Source organism: Paenibacillus sp. J22P218 (assembly GCF_056269195.1).
In genome coordinates, this window is sequence record NZ_JBWDNL010000009.1 from 184,162 (window position 1) to 202,472 (window position 18,311).

Below are 18,311 nucleotides of genomic sequence, written 5' to 3' on the forward strand. Positions count from 1 at the left end.
TAAAGTAACCGTTTACAATTTCAACCAATCACTTGTTATCTTCGTTTTCCTTTAATTATCATTTTCACAAAGCTCAAATCGTTTCGACTTATATTCTCTTCTAGCAAAACTTATCTCCTTCAGCGTGCAAACGTTTGTTCATTCGCTAATTCTCGACAGTCGGCCCAAAAAAAGATGGCGAACGAGGTAGCCCCTCATTCGCCATCCATCCTATTTATTTCGCGAAATACGCGATTATCGTCGCGATTTCCGCTCTTGTGATCGCATTCTTAGGTCGTAGTGTACCGTCTTCATAGCCTTTGATAATACCTGCTTCAACAAGAGCAGTCAACGCTTCTCTTGCCCAAGGCGAGACGCCTTCCAGATCGGCGATCTTCGTACCACCCGTTGATGGTGCAGGAAGACGATCCTTCACTGCGCGATATAGAATGACGAATGCTTCCTCTCTCGTCATTTTCTGTCTTGGCCTGAAGCTGCCATCCTCGAATCCTTTCACGATACCCGCTTCTGTCAAAGCTTGAACATATGCGCCGTACCAAGCATTGGCAACCGTATCGGTGAACGATAATGATGGGCTTGTTGGTGCTGCCAAACCAAGTAAACGGAACATGACTGCCGCATATTCGGCACGGGTCATGCGCGCATCCGGCTTGAAGCTGCCATCCGGATAACCGCTTAAAATCTTTTGTCCGGACAGTTTATCGATTGCTTCACTAGCCCAATGATTTTTCGTATCCGTGAATGGTGATTGCGGCTGCGACGGTTCAGTAGGATCCGTCGGATCTACCGGAATTTCCGGCTCTGTCGGCTCTTCGGGTTCTGTCGGTATTTCCGTCTCCCCATTGCCGTTGCCATTGCCGCTATTCGGGAGATCGCCTACGGCGAAGCCCCAAATATCCGAAAGCGTATAACCGCTGTTCGCGTCTTCGGCAGCTACATACCATTCATAGTAGCGATTCTCTTTCAAGCCGCTCCAAGTAACGGTTGCTTCCGAGCCGCTTGCTGCATTTTGAACCGTGCCGATCTTCTGATCCGTATACACTTTGACGCCAAAATAGTCCGTCGCTACCCGTTTGTTCATCTCTCTGAGATCAACGTCCATATCGAACTCATCCTTGCCTGGATACTCAGTCGGATCGTAGTAGTTATAGTCGTCCAAGTAAGGCGAATACGTCTTCATATGGATTTGGTTGTTCTTCAGATCGAACTGCATCAAGCGGATATATCCGAGTCCGCCCATCTCCGCGCCTTGGTAGTCGGCCAACATTTGATACACTTTGCGGTCCGGCGTTCCGTCCCCGTTATCGTCGATCTCGTCCACTAGCGTCTCGGCGTCATGGTAATGGCCGGAGAGCGTAGCGATGACGTTCGGATTCGGTACGACGACGCGCTCATAGATTTTATCCGCAATCGGTGCGCGATTGTTCGATACGAGCATGTATTCATGGAAGGCCAGGATCGCCTTCCGATCCGGATACGCCGCGACAGCATCGTTGACCCATTGAATCTCGTCGTCGCCGATATTCCATCCCATATACACGATGATGAAATCGACGCCGCCAGCGGAGATCAGGTCGTAATGGCCGCGGTTATTTTGATACGAACCGCCGTAGTGCGGTTCATCCTTGAAGCGGTCTTCCCCGTAATGCTTCCAATAGTAGCTGTAATCCCCGGTTTGATGCGACACGTCATGGTTACCGGCAAGAACGCCGTAAGGCATATTCGCATCCTCAAGCACTTTCATGCTTTTGTTCGCTTCCGTCCATTGATAAGCCTGATCGGCATCGTCAACAATGTCGCCCGTATGAATGACATATTTAATGTTCATCTCGTCTTGGCTGTCGACGATCCAATTAACGTTGCCCTCATAAATTTCCGGATAGCTCTCGGAATAATATTGCGTATCCGACATCCATACGAACGAGAAATCATATTCGTCCTGCGTGACCGGCAGCTCATCCTGCACCATCGCGTGAATGACGCCGCCAGCGTTGTAATCGCCGGCCTTCACTTGCGCGCTAAGCGTAAAGTCTTCTTCACCGGCTACTTTATAATCCAGCAGCGCCCATTTGCCTGCCTTCTGATCCCATGCATAAAGGCTGACTTTGCGCCCCTCCAGCGACTTGCCGCTCCACTCGATATCGACGCGATCGCTCGCCTTCACCGACGAATCCAGCTTCATGTCGAAGCGATGATACGGGAACTGGTTAACGGAATCGTTGACGAGATACTCGCCATCGGCTTTCGCAATCTTTGCATAATCTTCCGTTGTGAACAGCTGCTCCCCGCCTGGCTGAAGCTGCTTCGGCGGCTCTGTATCGGAAGCGCCCGAATAGGCCGTGAAGCCCTGCTTGCTCCGTGCATCAAAGTTAAAGCCTTTATAGAACGTCAGCTTAAGCATATCGCCCATCGGATCGGTTGCCTTTACCGTCAGGTTAACGCGATTCGCCGTCAGGCTGGAACCGTTCAGCGGCGCGATAAGCTCCGGCTTATCCGGATTTTCATTCGGCACGTTGAACGTAATCGTACGCTCGCTGGTGTTGCCTGCTTGATCAGTCGCTTTGACGGTTAGCGTATGCTCTCCGCTCGTCAGCTTGCCGGAAGATGTCGCGTACGGCAGCTCGATCGCTTCTCCGTCAAGAGCAGCCGTTACCGACTTGACGCCAGCCAGAGCATCGCTCACAACAGCATCGATAGTCAGTTGACCGCGGTACGTCTCTCCGTCTTGCAGCGAAGGCGTAATCGTAGGAGCCGTGTTGTCGACCGTTACTTCTGCAGATACGCTGCTTGCCCCGCCGGCGGACACCGCTACCGTATGCTTACCGTCGGTTAGCTTTGTCGTATCCCAAGCGAGCGCTTTGGAGCGAAGCATGTCTTCTTCAAGCGTCAAGTTGAACTCGATCGCCGGGAATTTGCCCGCGCTGTCGCCCATCTTGATGTCCTTGGACTTATCGGCATACAACGAATCATAGATGACTGTGCCGTCCGACAGAACCAGCCGCACATTGCGCACCTTGAAGTCGTCCTTGTTCTCCTCCGGACGGTTATCGAATGGTCCAGTCTTCGTTCCTGCGCGGATAGCGATCTTATTGTCGCCAAGCTTCAGCCTGTCGCTGGCGATTAGATAATTAAGCGTCGTATAGGTGTTGATTGGATCCATGAACGTATACAGGATTTCCTCACCCATCGTAACCGCGTTTTTGAAATAATAATTGACCTCGGCCGCTTCGAAGGCAAAGTACGCGTCATGCTCAAGCGCACGGTACGTATTGCCTTGAACGGCCTCGTCCACGGTAAGCGTCAGTGCGTCCGCATCCTCGCTCTCGGAAGTCGCTTTCAGCTCGAATATACCGGAAACGAGCTTGCCGTCCTTAGCATTCAAACGCAGCTCCGAACGATCGGATCCGCCCGTAATGCTGACGCGTACAGGAGCAGATTGCTCCGTATGGGTACCATCGGAAGCCGCGAAGTAATATTCGACGTAGGCTTTGCCTACCATTTCCGGCGAAGCCACGGTGAAATGAAACATTTTATCATCGTAATCCTCATACAAGTAATGCTTCGTATAACCCGCATCGGCGTTTGTTTTCACATACACCGTCACTGTCCGAACTTCGCGGTCGTCTTGCACGTCGGCGACTAGCTTAAGCGACTCGGACTCTGCGATTTCCGTTAACCCCGTCACATCTTGGATGATCGGCTCACTCGTATCCGCACCCAATTGGATCGGCTCGGCAGGCTTCTGCAGCTCTTCTAGTGAACCTGGCGTAGCCGCCTTCGTACCTACGCTATATTTGAACGATTCGACCGAGCCGTTCCTCGGGTAAGCGTAATAGATGCCTTTGCTGTCCGTCGTTTCGCCAGGAAGCGCCCCGTCATAATAGACCGCCGATACCTCCTTATGCGTATTCGTCCCAATGACAACGCCACGTCTGGAGCCATTCGCCATCCCGTCGGAATTCACTTTGAAGAGCGACTCGCCTTCCACAAGGTTTACGCCGAACTGCGCGTTGAAATCCGCTGCCGTCTTAGCCGTATTGGCGCTGTTAATAACCCAGAACACGACGGAGCTTTCTGCCGGAATTGTAATGTCTTCGCGATCTGTCGGCCAGATGACGTCCGCCGAAGGGCCGGAGTCGGTGTACCGGTAGTAGAGCTTATAATCTTGGAAGTTAATATCTTCCGTCGTATTGTTGTAAATCTCGATAAACTCGTAGCCGTCCGCGCTGCCTACGTTCACACTGTTCGGCAGCAGCTCCGTTATAAGAAGCGGAGGTACTTTGTTCGCATTAAATACAGGGAAGCCGGTAACCGGCAGCTCGTAATGCTCCGATTCAACCGTGTGGACGCTATCCTTGGCTTGCACGTAATACTCGAGCTTGGATTCGACTTGAGCCGCCCTTGGAATAGATGCCTTGTATACGCCGCCGCCAGTCGTCGTCATTGCGGCAGCCGTATAATATTGCTGCGATTCCGACTTATAATAGAGCGCAGCCGTTACCGGGTCGTCGGTCTTTCCTTGGTCGCTCTCCGCATTGGCGATCGCAACCGTAATCGCGGCATCGCTGCCTAGTTGAACGCCTGCCGAAGGCGTATGCGTAATGACCGGCGGCATATTGCCGCCCGGCGGAACCAATTGCTCCGCAGCGACGCGGCCCGGCGTCGCTGCAGCCGTGCCCGCGCCGGCCATGATCAGCATGCTTGTCCCGCTAATTGGGACGCTATAGAAAATCCCTTTGTCAGGTACGGTCTGAGCGTCGTTCTCATACGCGGCGGACACGATTTCTTTGCCGCTCTTGCTCTTAACAACGAGCGTCCTCGGGCCGCCATTTGCCATGCCTCCCGTTTGAGCCAAACGGAACAAATCCACGCCCTCCGCGAGCGCCGCTCCTCCATAATTCGCACTGAACATATCTGCGGTTGCTGCGCCGTTATCCGCATTTATAACCCATAAGATGATCGCATCGCGTGCAGGAATGGTCACTTCATCCGCCGTATGCAGCGGCCAACGCGTATCCGTGCCGCCATTGCGGTAGTAGAGTTCGTAATCATTCAAACTAACCGCTTCGGATGAAGGATTATAAAGCTCAATAAACTCATAACCATCCGATGCTCCTACATTCGTTGAATCGGGAACAAGCTCCGTAATGAGCAAGGAGAGCTCCTCCGGCTCAATAGCTGGCTCCTCCCCTTCCGGCGAGACGTTCACATCGTACGTATCGGAGACAACAGACGGATCGCCAGATTCGTCCTGCGCTTCAATATAGTAAGAGAGTACGCTATTGTCTGCGAACGCTTCGTGCGGAATCATCGCCGTCAAACTGTAGTCCGTACCGCTAGCTCTAACTATAGTTTCTCCGCCTAGCTGCGTGTACTCGGATTGCTCGTCAGTCTTATAGTACACCGATGCCGTTACGGTTCCGATATAATCGGAAAGCTCGGCAGAGATCGTGTAGTCGGTTAGCCCTGTCTCTTCAGCAGGTGTATGAGAGATGGATAGCGTCGATTCGAACGAGGTTTCTGCCCCCGAAGGCTCGTCAGGCACTTGCCCCGCTTCGGCGAGACCAGGAGTAGCGGCCTTCGACCCCGGATTCGTCATCATTCGCATCTGAACCGATCCGTCGATCGGATATTTGTACAGAATGCCTTTGTTCTTCACCGTCTGTGCATCATTCTCGTAGGATGCCATCGAGATGATTGCGTCACCTGCGTCCTTGATTAAAATGTCGCGAGGTGAGGAATTGTGGAGCCCTCCGCCGCCATTCAAGCGGAACAAGGATACGCCTTCAACTAAGCTTGTCCCATAGTTAGTGTTAAAATCGGCCTCAGTAAACGAGGTGTTCGCGGCATTCATAATCCAGAACGCCACCGATTGACGTGCAGGAATGACGATATCGCCATCGGCATCCGTAGCATTCCAAGGTGTATCTGTTCCGCCATTGCGATAAACGATGGAGTAATTACCGTCAAAATCTATGTTCTCATCGGTATTGTTATAAACTTCAATGAATTCATAGGCATCGGTTGCAATGGTAGGAGATATATTTTCGCTATCCGGCACCACCTCTGTAATCAACAGCTTCGGTATTGAATCGTACGGTACGGATACCGCACCTGCCGGAGCAGGGATCAAACCAAGCGTCATGCTGCCCAGCAGCAGCATGGCCATTCTTTTTCTCAACTTGTTCAAAACGTAAAGCACCTCTTCCATTCTATTTTCTAGGTTAGTTCGCACGTAGGCTCAGTAGTGCATTTTACAGACCTTATGTATGAGAGGCGTTAACGTTCTATGAAAAGTTTGTAAATGGATTTATAATAACGACTAGAAAGTGATTAGGAGGATTATAGAGTATGGGGTATGTTTCCGAGGTATCGAGGCAATTGTACGACTATTCTCCGGCTTTAACGAAAAAAGAAGATTTCGACCAGTTTTGGTCGGACACCCTCCGTCAGGCAAAATCGGTACCGCTTCAATCCGCAAAACAGCAAATCGATTACCCGAGCCCGCTTGTCAGCGTGTACGATATTTCCTATTGCGGAATGGACGAGACGAGGATTAACGGTTGGTTTATCGTGCCTACATTCTTAGGTAAAGACAACTACCCATGCATCATTCATTATCATGGCTTCACCGGCAGCCGCGGCACGCCATCAAACTTTATGCACTGGATAACGATGGGCTTCGCCGTTCTATCAATTGATGTCCGAGACCAAGGCGGCAGCACGGGCGACAGCGCCGTCTATACGAGCGGACACATGACGAACGTGATCTGCAAAGGCGTACATAACAAAGACGAATATTATTTCCGTCACGCCTACATGGACTGCTTGAAGGCGATCGACTTTGCTTGCGAGCAACCGGAAGTGGATCCAGCCATGATCGTCATCGAAGGCGGCAGCCAAGGCGGCGCGCTCGGCATGGCAGTATGCGCGCTGGACGACAGACCCGTTCTGGCGCTCGTCGACGTGCCAAGCAACAGCAATATCGTAAGCCGCGTCGAGGGCAATCACGGCGCGTTCGCGAGCGTTACCGATTATTTGAAGAGACACCCGGAGCAAACCGATCTCGTATTCGATAACCTGAGCTATTTTGACACGATGAATATGGCGGACCGGATTAAATGCCGCGTCTTCGCCTCGGCAGCGCTGAAGGACGAAATATGCCCTGCGCAAATGTACTTTGCCACTTATAACCGAATCACTAGCGAGAAAGAGATCGTCCTCTATCCTTTCAACGGTCACGAGGGCGGCGGTTCAGGTCATTTGGAGAAAAAGCTGGCGTTCGTTCGGGAGCATTATTCGGAGTGGTTTGAATAGCGATTGAAATAAAGGGAATTCCTCCAGTTATTTATTGGAAAATACCGCAGGGAGTATAGAATAACGGGATTTCCTCATGTTAATTTCACCAATATCATCCGTTCGACTGAGAAACAGATTTATTAACGGGAGAAATTCCATCTATTTGATAAATGTTGACAGGAAGGTCCGCAATAAAAAGGAGAAATTCCAGTTATTTCGTTCAACACCTATTTGACTAAAATCGATAGGCACACCCAAGCAAAACAAAGGCAGGCAAGGACATCTACTGCTAGAGTCCTTGCCTGCCTCTTTTGTTATTTATCCAACAAACCTGCTGCTTGCAGCATATTGTATATCACGACCGTGCCTTGCGCGCGGTTAGCCGCTGCCGTCGGAGCAAAGCTGCCGTTTGGCTGTCCTTGAACGATACCGTGCTTCACCGCATAGGCTATTGCCTTCTTCGCCCACGGTGCAATATTGTCCTTGTCTGTGAATGAGGCCAACAGCTGCGTCGTTTCCTCATCCGACAGCTCAACTGCCGCACCTGTAAGCTTAAGCGCATTATAGACAATGGTTAAGAGCTCCTGACGGTTCACCTTTTGGTTTGGCCTGAACGAACCGTCAGTAAATCCGCTTATGATGCCGAGCTCGCTTGCCGTTGCAATCGCTCCGCCATACCACTGCTCTGCCGCTACATCCGTAAAGCTTGGCGACGGGCCGGATGCAGAGGAAACTTCCTGAATGCCCAGCGCCCTTAAGATCAAAGTCGCGAACTGCGCGCGGTTAAGCTCTCCCAATGGCTGGAACAGCTCGTCCGTCATACCGTTTACGATAAATTTGTTGCTAAGCACTCCGATCGCATTCGCTGCATATGGAGCTGCCGTTCCGTCCGAGAATGTATTCGTATGACGAATCACAGTAAACAAAGCATCGCCCTTCAAATGGAGAACTGCAGTCTGATTGACGCCGAACAACGTAGGCAACGGATACGATACCGCACCACTCGAGTCAAGCGCTACGCCCATATATTCGCGGCCGATAGGATTGCCGGAAACATTCGATACAGGCAACAAAAATTGCACATAACCACGCTTGAATACGACCGGCTTACTTTGGCCTGACTTCGATACAGCCGTAAGTCCAAGCCGCACAGTCGAAGCTCCGGTAGGCTGTACGGCTCCACCGTTGCTTAACGGAACAAGGGTTTCCTTGGACAAGCGAATCCGTATCGAAGCAACATCTCCGTCCAATTCTCGCAATAGATCGGCAAGCTTCAGCTTCAGCGTGCCGAAGCCCGTCCGCAGCTCGATAACGGCATTGGGATTCATTAATGCCAGCTGGATCAGCGACTTCGGAAGACCAAGGTCGATCCAATTGCTGTTCGCATCGAAACGCACTACGATGGAATCCGGAGCGCCCTCGCTGCCTAGCAGCTGCTCCACGCCCGCCTCGCTAATGTCAACGTTAACTCCGCCTTCGCCAGCTGTAACTATAGCATCCTTCAAGAGACCTTGCGCCGCTTCATCCTCCTGACCGTCAACTACAACGTTAATCGGAGGCGCTGCTTCCGGTTCCGTTACTGCCTCTTCAGGTCCGCTATTATTGCCGCCTGATCCTGAACGGCTTACGGACAACGTATATTCCCGCTTCACACCATCTTCGGACGTTACCTCAACCAAGATCTTTTTTGATGCGCCAGCCGCGATGGAGATGGCAGCCGAGGTCTCCCCGCTATCGACAACGACTCCGTTAACGGAAATCTGAGCATCCTCAGCATAAGCCTCCGGCGTTAACGTGAACTTGCTGTCGCTCGCCCCAAGCGTAATCGAATACACCTGCGTACCTGATTCGAACGGCGTATTCCATGTCCCTTTGGATGAAGTTAATCCAGCAAGACGGTTAGCCGTAAAAGCAAACTTATTCAGCGTGCTGCCATAGAAGTCGGTTGCGTAGACGTCACCGTTGCCGTCTACGCCAACTTTGCCCAAACCATGAAATGGTCCTTCGTCCGTTCCCCAAATTTCATCCACCAACAACCCTTCGGGACTGAATTTGAGAATAGATCCGCTGCTTGACTGAGCCACATACACATTTCCCGCTTCGTCTGCGTCAATATCATCAATATAGTTTATTGGGTATCGACCAGCTAGCCAATTCTCCGACACCTGTTCCCCGTCCAACGTAAAGATCTGAATAACATTGGAGGTTGATGCATACACGAGCTCTCTTTCATTATCTACGGCAATCGCATTTGGATTGAAATAATAGGAATCTACGGGAACCCCTTCGTACTCTCGAAGCTCATTCCCGCTTGGATCCAGCACGATGACTCTATGTCCCACATTATCCGCAACATACACATGGTTATTGCTGTCTATCTCAATATCTCTTGGATCGTTAAGATACGTATAGAAAGGAAGCAGATCACCGCTCGCGGCGGCGTATTTATAAAGATTGTAAGTGTCCGATATATATACGTTGCTATCGGAATCCACGGCAACTCCCGTAGGATAGAAATTGTTCCCCCCGCCCTGGGCTTGAACGAAGTTCAGATCGGAATCAAACTTCTGAACCCGCTGATTGCCAGTGTCGGCTACATAAACAAAGCCGTCCTTGTCGATAGCGACATGATCTGGATAATAGAACTTGCCAAGCTCGTCGCCGAAGCTTCCCCAGCTGCTAAGGGACTCAAGCTCAGCACTGAATTGTTGAATACGGTCATTATAGCCGTCGACGACATATACAAGTCCATCGCTCGATACGGCAACCCCTCTTGGGCTGTCAAATTGACCGCTCGCTATTCCTTCCGAACCGATCGCAATGCTTTCCCAATCCTCACCGAAACGAATAAGCTGGTCCCCATCCTCGTCGGTCACATACAGATGACCTTCTCCGCCGAACGCTATGTTTTTAATAGAATCGATCTCGACCGTACTGCCCGCCTGCCCGTTCTCCCACTCGTCGACTAACATACCGTCCATATCGATGACGAGAATACGGCTGGTGCTCTCTGCTATGTATAATTGTCCATCATTGCCAAAGACGATATCCTTCGGCGATTCAAAGTTTTGCGGTCCATCCGAGCCAAAATAACTGCTTGTGAATTGAATCCGATTAGGATCGTCCACCTCTACATCAAGGAGTACCCAAATACGGTTCAATGAAGAATCCGTCAGCAGAACGTCGCCGCTTTCATCATGCACGGCAATCCCGCTTATGCTGTCGAACTGTTCCGCCCCATCCCATTCATTGACTACAGTGAAATTGTATTCCTCGTCAACGGATACCTTGTGTACCCTATGGTTGTCATACACCACATACAAATACCCGTCAGCGCTTATCGTAACTAACTCGGGATTCCCATCCCCAGCCCAATCCCACTCTGCAAGCTCCTGCCCCGTTGGATCAAACACACGAATCAGCTCGTTGCCGGAATCGGCAACGAATACCGTACCTTCTTCGTTCACGGCAACGTCATTTGCCCCATTAAAGTAGATATTGGACTCCGGCGCCCTCCGCTCAAATACGTAATCATCGTTCCCCCCGGCGGCGTTTGCCGTTCCAGACGTCCCTGCAAGCACGGTCGAGCCGACCACAGCAGCGGCAAGCATAAGCTTCCCAAATCGTTGAACCAATGTGTGTCGTAAGTATGATTTCACGATAATCACTTCCCTTTCGTTACAACTCTATTAGGTGGGTATAAGGATACCTCGAAAAAAGTCGAAAAACGATTAACAAAAGTTAATCATCTATCGATTTTCAAATAAAAAGTCTTATATAATAGAAAGAAATCAGAAGTCTGTCGAATGATGCGGAGGAGCTATGATTCCAACAGCTGGATACATCCTGTTAAAAACGAAAACTACGCCGCCCGCCGTCAAAAGCGGGCTCATTTCGCGTGAACGATTGGTTGCCGGCATGAACCGCAGCATGCAAGGTCGGCTAACGGCGGTATGCGCCCCTGCCGGATACGGCAAGACGACGCTGCTCAGCCAATGGATTAGCCAATGCGATTATTCCGTAGCTTGGGTCGCGCTGGATGAATACGACAACGATACGATACGTTTTTGGCGATATGTGACTCAGTCATTAATCGAAGCGGCAGATGCCGACCAAGCGGAACGGCTAACACAGCTGCTGCTTCATCTGCCGAATCTGTCTATAACGATGTTTATCGATGTGCTTATCAATGAGCTGTTCCTTGCCCTTGAGCCGCTTGCGCTCGTTTGGGATGACTACCAGTTCATTCACCTTGAGGATATACATACGAGCGTCGTCTACTTCATCGACCGGCTGCCAAAGCATGTCCATGTGCTTCTCGCCAGCCGCAGCGAGCTGCCGTTCCGGGTGGCCAAGTGGACGTCGCGCGGCGAGCATACCGAGGTTGACGCCCGTCAACTGCAATTTTCGCTGGATGAGGCCGAATCCTATTATGCAACGAGCACTGCTGTAGCGCTGACACGACTGCATGTGGAGTCGCTGCATCAGCGAACGGAAGGTTGGATCACCGCCTTGCAGCTCATATCGATCTCGCTTGAAGGTGCTTCTGTTATTGAATCGATTATCGACAGCTTCTCTGGCGAGCATCGTATGATTGGCAATTATTTGTTCCAAGAGGTGCTTGCGCGTCTTCCCGAACCCGTTGTTCAGTTTCTATACCGGACATCGATGCTGACTCGAATGGATGCCGAGCTATGCGACGCTTTAGCTGGAGCGTTCGGCGGCAGCAAGATGCTCGAAGAGCTGAAAGCCCGCAACCTGTTTCTCGTTCCGCTCGATGAGAATAACGTTTGGTTCCGCTATCACCACTTGTTCGCCGAATTTCTTCAGAACCAATCGAAGAAGCTTCATATGGACAATTGGTACGCCCATAACCGTAATGCAAGCATAAGCTTCGCTGCGCGAGGTTTCATGGAGGAAGCAATCGATTATGCAGTAGCTTCAGGCGATTTCCTGCTGACGGAACAACTGCTGGAGAAGCAAGCGCCGATTATGCTGCAGAAAGGCGAGTTCGCTACGCTGGCTAGATGGTTCGACAGCTTTCCCGCCGAATCCGAGCGGCGTACGCCCGAGATGGATTTGCTAAATGCTTTCATTCTGATCGTGACCGGACAAGCTCCACGCGCAGAAGCGATGATGGGCCGCATTGAGAGCCAATTCGCTAAGATTGAAGCTGGAGAACGCCGCGGCCAGCTGCATAGCGGATTGCTGTTCGTAAAGTCTAATCTGCTCTTCACGAGCGGACTGTTCGAGCAATGGCTTTCCTTTGCCCAGACAGATTCGCTGACGGTTCTGCCGCAGGATTCCATCTACTACAATTTCAATTACAATTTATCGGAGCCGCTCGTCAGACGTACCTCCTTCGGCATGAATGGCGTCCTAACCACCGATACGGAAAGTGTCGCGCATTTGTTCACCGGCCTGCTTGCGGCCCATAACTGGAATGAATCGCTCATTAACCTCTATGTCATGCAGTCGTTATGCGAAGGCTATTACGAATGGAATCGACTTAATGGTGCAACAGCGCTGATCCCCGCCATCGACCGCGCAGCCCGCGCCAAGAGAACGCTCGGCCTGTTCATCCCTAATCGAATTACTCAGTCGTATATCCATATGGCTGAGGAAGACTCAGAGCTTGCTCACCACACGATCGACGAAGCGTTGCAGTTATCCGGCAGTTGGGCGGGCTTCGATATGCACTGGCGCCATACCTTAATCGCTTGCAAAATCCGCCTGTATTTGAGTGAAGGCAAGCTTGGATCTGCGAAGAAGGAATTGCCGGGGCTAGGTGTCGCACCTAAGGATCGCCCGCTATTCAGCAGCTTTTACAAATATACGACCTACGTCCGTGTGCTTGCTGCCCAGCGCAAGGAGCTAGACGCGCTGCGATTGCTTCGCTTGCTGAGACCGCAGGCAGAACGAGAGGCTTGTTTGGTCAGCCTTGTAGAAATATCCATACTGACGGCGTGCATCGAAGAGCAGCGCGGGCAACGGGCCAAAGCGCTCCAATCGCTCCATGCGGCACTTGTTATGACAGCACCGTTCGGTTATATGCGCAGCTATCTCGATGAAGGCGACAAGCTCGCCTCCTTGATCCGCGCCTACGCGAAGCAGCGGGCGGCAAATAGGCTGGAGCCTGCGCTCATAACCGGTGTATCGGACGAGTATATGACCGCATTGCTTGCGGCTTTCCCAGCGAAGTCCCAAGAGCACGATGCTGCCTCCGCTCTGCCCGAGCCGCTAAGCCGCGGCGAGCTTCAGCTTCTGCTGCTGCTTCGAAAAGGGGCCTCCAATAAGCAGATTGCCGCCGCTCTCTCTCTTTCCGAGGGAACGGTTAAGGTGTATCTCTCCCGTATTTACGGCAAGCTTGGCGTATCCTCAAGAACACAAGCTCTGCTCGCCATACAAGACCTCCAATTGCTAGACGAAGAATAAGAAATTATTTCCTTAACCCTCTTCAAGAGGCGCAACCAATGCGCCTCTTGACTCGTTTATGGAAGTAACTGGACTTACTTGATTGCTGCTATTGGTTGCTATATAAGAGGAGGGTCATAAAGATGCGAAGAAAAGGCTTATTAGCCGCGTTGCTCGCCATCCTGCTGCTGATTTCGCCGGGAGGCGCAGGATTATGGAGCGGCGAAGCTGCAGCACAGGCGGAGATCGCCATTAAAGTGAACGGAGTCCCTCTAAGCGTGTCGACGGCTGCATTCATTGAGAACGGCAGCGTACTCGTCCCGCTTCGGGAGATCGCCGAGGCGCTCGGAGCTGAGGTTGGTTACGGGACGAACGTTAACGGAGCAAAAGAAGCAACACTTAACCGGGGGGAACGGACGGCTGCATTAACGATTGGCTCGACAACGATGATTGCGAATGGCAAATCGGTTAAGCTTGCCGTTGCCCCCCGTCTTCTGGGCAAGGTAACGATCGTACCGCTGCGCGCGCTATCGGAAGCGCTCGGAACTGTCGTTGCGTGGGACGCTCGGAATAAGCTAGTTACGATTAACGAGCCCGAAGAGCTTCCGGTTATCGGAACAGCGGCAAAGTTAAAGGAGATTATGCAGTCCGTCTCTCCGAACGACAACATTTATTACTTGGAAGGTGGAGTACTGGAAGATTCCAAGGATTCCGCTCAGGCGGACGGAGGCTCGGCCGCCCCTGAAGCAGAGGGAAGCACAAGTAATGACTACTCTCAGACGAACGTGCAAGTCGCAGGCGTCGATGAGGCCGATTATGCCAAGACTGACGGACGGTACATTTATCAGATCAGCGGCTCGCAGGTGCTTGTCATATCCATCGCCGACCCGGCTAAGCCTAAGCTGGTTACACAGCTTGATTATGCGTCCGAGAAAGGCTTCGTTCCGCAGGAGCTATATGCGGACGGCAAGAGACTCATCGTCATAGGCGGGCAGAGTAACTATGGCTACTATTTGTATGATAAAGGTCTTGTCGATACAGCTGAACCCGTGGCCGAGGCCAGCAACGAGGCTATCGACACCAAAGATTCGCCTTCGTTAGTTGACAAGAGAGCGATTATGCCTTCTATTCCTACTCGCAGCCTCGTTCAAACATTCGTTTACGAGATGGATGATTCCGGCCTGCCAAAACAAGTGAGAAGGATTGAACAAGAAGGCAGCTATGTCGACTCTCGCAAAGTCGGCAGCTCGCTCTATGTGATAAGCAATAAATTCAGTTATTATTACCCGGTACTCGATGGCGGCAACACTGTCAGTCCTGAGGCCGTTCAATCCTTCGAGCCTGTATACGGGGACTCCGTAATATCCGATAAGCAGCAGTCGCTGCCGTTATCGGACATTCGTTATTTCCCTGGTTCGCAGGACAGCAGCATGCTTCTCATCGGATCGCTCGATCTGGATCAACCCGAGCAGAAGCTGCAGTTATCGGCTTATCTCGGAGCTGGCCAGACGGTATACGCTTCGGAGAAACATCTCTATGTCACGACTACGAAGTATGTACAACAATCGGGCAATTTGGGCACGGAGCAGACGCAAATTTACAAGTTCCGCTTGGATCAAGGCCATATTGTCTATATCGGCAACGGTTCGGTACCCGGCACCTTGCTTAACCAGTATTCCATGGATGAGCATAACGGTTATTTCCGAGTCGCCGTCACGAAAGGAAATATGTGGGCTAGCGGTGCAGACACGGCAACGAACAATCTGTATGTGCTGGATGAAAATTTGACGATAGCCGGCAAGCTGGAAGGACTCGCTCCCGGCGAGCGTATCTATTCCGTTCGCTTCATGGGCAATCGCGCCTATATGGTGACGTTCCGCAACGTCGATCCGCTCTTCGCTATCGACCTGCGCAATCCAGCCAAACCTGCCGTGCTCGGTCAGTTGAAAATACCGGGCTACAGCAATTATTTGCACCCGTACGACGAGAATCATCTGATCGGCTTCGGCAAGGAGACCGTTATCGTATCAACCGGCGAAGGGATGAGTCCGGATTCAGCGACCGCCTTCTACCAAGGGATGAAGATCGCCATGTTCGACGTTACCAACGTCAATAAGCCTATCGAGCAGTTCAAGGAAATCATTGGCGATCGCGGTACAGACTCCGAGCTGCTGAGCGACCATAAGGCGTTGCTATTTGCCAAGGACAAAGGGCTTATGGCTTTCCCGGTACAGCTTCATGAGATTAAGAACAAAGAAAATCTTGCGCCCGGCCAATTCCCGGCTTATGGAGAGTTCACTTATCAAGGCGCATACGTGTATAAGGTTGACTTGAAGCAAGGCTTCACCCTGCGCGGAACGATCACGCATCTGTCCGATGAGGATCTGCTGAAGAGCGGTCAATACGGCTTCGATTACAGCAAAGCGGTCAAACGCATCCTTTATGCAGGCGACACCCTGTACACGTTGTCGGACAGCATGCTCAAGGCGAACAACCTCGACAGCTTGAAGGAGCGCGGAAGCTTAACTTATCCGAAGTCATCTTATCCGAATACGGCTTATCCGGTCGGCCCGGAGACATTGCCGATGCCAACGATCGAGGAATAAGTTAACCAAAAAAAGGTCGGAAACGCGATTCATGCGTCTCCGACCTTCCCTATGTATAGCTATTAATCAGTAACTGTAATGGCAGCTTGCCTTGTCCCAAGCCTCGCCCCATTCGCTATTGCTTAGAAATAAGCAAGTCTGATGAACCCGATCTTTCTCACCCAATGAAAATATCACTTCGGACGTCTGTTTCTTGCCGTCTGCCATATACGTAACTTCGACTCTCCCGCTGCATGCGCATCCGTCATCATAATCAACCTCAAGCCCATTATATGAGACGGCGTAGAAGCCTTCATCCTTCAAATCCTGTATGCGGCTCCGCCATCCCTCCTGTGCCGTAGAAGAAGTTCCATCGGAAGATGCGACGATGGATAGCTGTTTTGAAGCCGCGACAAACTCCCCTGCCACAAGCTGATCGAAGAACTGCTTAGCCGACCTTTCCGCATTGGCCACTTCGATACGAATTAAGAGTTGATAGGTAAGCAGAAACATGAGATAACCTGCAACTAGATACACACCAATTTTTACAATTAGCTTCACCGACTACCCTTCCTTCTCCGTCAATTACTAGCTCATATCAGCGCTTGCCAATTGTTGAAGATAGTTATAATCTACAGTCTCTCCTTTCGCCTTACAATATTCTCGATAGTATGGCGATCCGTAATGTCCAGCTCATAACCGGAGCCGCCGTCGAATAACGTAATTTTGGACACCTCTTGCGGACTGACATCCAACATCTTACGCGGCATATACGTGAGTCCGTAAAGCAGCACGAAACAGACACAAACAATAACCGTAGTGTGAAATGCTCTTTTTCTAGTCCATTCCATGATAACCGCTCCCTTAGCTGAATACCTTTCTTCTATAATCCTTATTTTAACAGTTAACGAGCCCGATGGAGAAAATGTTGCTGATGTCCATCTACGGGGGCACTGCCCTTTTACTAGCTTTTTTTGGTATGATAGAAGCAATACTCAGTACCGTTAAGGAGGACTGCCTTATGTCAGATCAAGATGATCGCGACGAGCTTGCGGGCCGCAGGCGCAATAAGCTGAAAGTTATCCATTTCGATAAGAACGGCAAAGATTTGATAGAATCCGAGAAACCGAATGAATCATTCGAGGATGTCGCCGGATTGGACGAGGTCAAGAAGAAGATTCGGATGAACTTTATTCTGCCGCTCAAGCAGCCGGAGCTGTTCGCCGCGTATGGCCGTGAAGCGGGTGGGAGCCTGCTGCTGTACGGACCCCCGGGCTGCGGCAAAACCTTTCTAGCAAGAGCGGTTGCCGGCGAGATCGATGCGAATTTTCTTCATATTGAGCTGCAAGCGATATTGGGCATGTACGTCGGTCAAAGCGAGAACAACCTGCATGACCTGTTCGAGAAGGCTAGAGAGAGCAAACCTTGCGTTATTTTCATTGATGAGCTCGATGCGCTTGGCGGCAGCCGCAACCAGATGCGCCAGCATCATGACCGGATGCTCGTCAACCAACTGCTGCTAGAGCTGGATGGTTTGCGCACATTCAACGATCAAGTATTCGTGATCGGAGCAACGAATACGCCGTGGTATTTGGACTCGGCGCTGCGCAGGCCGGGCCGGTTCAACCATCTTATCTTCGTACCGCCGCCCGAGGAACAAGAGCGCGAGGCTATCTTGAAGCTGAAGCTGGCAGGCAAGCCGTTATCCGCGCTGGAACTGTCCAAGATTGCCCGCGAGACGAAACATTTCTCAGGGGCCGATCTGGAGCAGATCGTGAAGGATGCCGTCGAGGCTGCTATGGAGCGCATGCTGCAATCCGGCGAGCTGGAACCGATTACGCAGGACGATATGAAGAAGTCCGCCAAGGGGCGCAAAGCGACGACGCTCGATTGGTTCGCCACCGCCAAAAACTATGCCACCTTCAGCGATGTGAACGGAGACTACCAGATTGTGCTCGACTACATGAAGGCAACGGGATTGAAGTAATATACGACTTCTCTATTTAGCGAGGG

The 18,311-nt window shown here is 51.4% G+C and carries 8 protein-coding genes; 4 read left to right on the plus strand and 4 right to left on the minus strand.

Annotation, left to right across the window (positions count from 1 at the left end; translation table 11 throughout):
* Positions 1 to 214: 214 nt before the first annotated feature.
* Positions 215 to 6,190 (minus strand): S-layer homology domain-containing protein, encoded by a 5,976-nt coding sequence (locus AC0YN0_RS29350; RefSeq protein WP_475824476.1) that lies wholly within the window; start codon positions 6,188 to 6,190, stop codon positions 215 to 217.
* A 161-nt stretch (positions 6,191 to 6,351) separates the two neighbouring features.
* On the opposite strand from AC0YN0_RS29350, the gene AC0YN0_RS29355 reads away from it, so the two are divergent.
* On the plus strand, positions 6,352 to 7,317 hold the full coding sequence (locus AC0YN0_RS29355; RefSeq protein WP_475824477.1) for an acetylxylan esterase: 966 nt from the start codon (positions 6,352 to 6,354) through the stop codon (positions 7,315 to 7,317).
* A gap of 296 nt (positions 7,318 to 7,613) precedes the next feature.
* On the opposite strand, the gene AC0YN0_RS29360 is transcribed toward AC0YN0_RS29355, so the two are convergent.
* Positions 7,614 to 10,958: an S-layer homology domain-containing protein gene (locus AC0YN0_RS29360; protein ID WP_475824478.1), complete on the minus strand. Its 3,345-nt coding sequence runs from the start codon at positions 10,956 to 10,958 to the stop codon at positions 7,614 to 7,616.
* 163 nt (positions 10,959 to 11,121) lie between these two features.
* On the opposite strand from AC0YN0_RS29360, the gene AC0YN0_RS29365 reads away from it, so the two are divergent.
* Both AC0YN0_RS29365 and AC0YN0_RS29370 read left to right on the plus strand, forming a co-directional pair.
* The gene (locus AC0YN0_RS29365) at positions 11,122 to 13,734 is read left to right on the plus strand and encodes a winged helix-turn-helix domain-containing protein (RefSeq protein WP_475824479.1); all 2,613 of its coding nucleotides are present in this window, start codon (positions 11,122 to 11,124) and stop codon (positions 13,732 to 13,734) included.
* Between the two features lie 122 nt (positions 13,735 to 13,856).
* Positions 13,857 to 16,319, plus strand: coding sequence for a beta-propeller domain-containing protein (locus tag AC0YN0_RS29370; RefSeq protein ID WP_475824480.1), 2,463 nt, complete (start codon positions 13,857 to 13,859; stop codon positions 16,317 to 16,319).
* Between the two features lie 66 nt (positions 16,320 to 16,385).
* Here AC0YN0_RS29370 and AC0YN0_RS29375 read toward each other — a convergent pair whose 3' ends face one another.
* Complete coding sequence (locus AC0YN0_RS29375; protein WP_475824481.1) at positions 16,386 to 16,859, minus strand: hypothetical protein; 474 nt, start codon at positions 16,857 to 16,859, stop codon at positions 16,386 to 16,388.
* A gap of 71 nt (positions 16,860 to 16,930) precedes the next feature.
* Complete coding sequence (locus AC0YN0_RS29380; protein WP_475824482.1) at positions 16,931 to 17,149, minus strand: hypothetical protein; 219 nt, start codon at positions 17,147 to 17,149, stop codon at positions 16,931 to 16,933.
* A gap of 170 nt (positions 17,150 to 17,319) precedes the next feature.
* Between AC0YN0_RS29380 and AC0YN0_RS29385 the strand changes: the two genes are divergently transcribed.
* On the plus strand, positions 17,320 to 18,285 hold the full coding sequence (locus AC0YN0_RS29385; protein WP_475824483.1) for an ATP-binding protein: 966 nt from the start codon (positions 17,320 to 17,322) through the stop codon (positions 18,283 to 18,285).
* The last annotated feature ends 26 nt before the right edge of the window (positions 18,286 to 18,311 follow it).